This window comes from Imperialibacter sp. (assembly GCF_040222815.1).
In the GTDB taxonomy this organism is placed as follows: domain Bacteria; phylum Bacteroidota; class Bacteroidia; order Cytophagales; family Cyclobacteriaceae; genus Imperialibacter.
This window is the reverse complement of record NZ_JAVKCH010000016.1, coordinates 1-1,091: the sequence shown is the minus strand read 5'-3', so window position 1 is coordinate 1,091 and position 1,091 is coordinate 1. Positions and strand designations below refer to the sequence as shown.

At 43.7% G+C, this 1,091-nt stretch carries 1 protein-coding gene; it reads right to left on the bottom strand.

Annotation, left to right across the window (positions count from 1 at the left end; translation table 11 throughout):
* Positions 1-215: 215 nt before the first annotated feature.
* A partial coding sequence (locus tag RIF36_RS06980) for an IS1634 family transposase (protein WP_350149325.1) occupies positions 216-1,091 on the bottom strand: 876 nt, incomplete at its 5' end.

Sequence of the window (1,091 nt, the reverse complement as noted above, 5' to 3'; positions counted from 1 at the left end):
TCTCCGATAAAGGAGACCTTTGCTTTTTAGTGAGCTGTGAGCCCAACGCATTCGGTAAGTATATCTGTTTTTGACTATTTCAAATGGAAAGCACAATGCCCAAAAAAGCTACCAAGCCCAAAATCAACCAATTGATCACTCCTGAGTTTGACACGATTTTAAGATAAGTATTTGATATAGAGCCGATTAATAAATGGCTTTCGATATACAGGATTTTATAAGTATTTGATTATCTGCTCTTTAGAAAGAAGGTCAGGCAGGTTCTTTTCAGCCACTGCTTGTAGCAATTGCTGTGAGATTTCAGAGGTCTTGGAGCGTAGGTAGAAGTATTGGTCGGCTTGTTTGACAAGACTTACCTGCATTTTGGACAAGTGAGTTCGGATGGTTTGTTCTGTAAGTGGTGTGCCTTGTCTGATAAGTCGAAGTTGCAATTGGTTTAACAAGCTATAGGCGATATAGCACAGACAAATGTGTCCCTGGATACGTTTATTGGTCCAGTGGAACATCGGACGGGTTTCCAGATAGCCTTTGAAAGTACGGAAGCTATGCTCTATCTGGTATAGATGGTGGTAGTGATCCAGCACCTGTTCGTGAGAGAGTCCTTTGGCGTGGTATGCGATGGCAAGGAACCCGTCATACTTTTCGCTTCGTTTGATTTTTTCAGTATCAACTACATACTTTTCCCCTTCGGTATTTTTGAGGTAGTAGTGATGGGCCTTCTTCTTGAGTTGCGTTGGGTTTTTGAGCAACAGTTCGGCCTTACGAAGCTTTTCTTCTCTTTCTTGGCGATCCTTTTCAGCTCGCTTTTCACTGTAGGTGGCTATGATCTTCCGCTCATTGTATTCAAGTACAGTGAAGCGTACTTTGATCGGCTCACGCTGCGAACCTGTTGAAGAGCTCACCCATTGATGGTGATAATTATCCAGGTTGATCAACCGGGCCTGGATGGATTTGGGGAGTACCTTGAGCCGCTCTCCCATGATGAACTCATAGCCTTTGTCAACAGTGACTTGCAGGTTGTCAGTATTGAGCATGCCTCGGTCGGCTACCAAGACGATGTTTTCGATCTGGTATTCTTTCTTGAGGCTTTC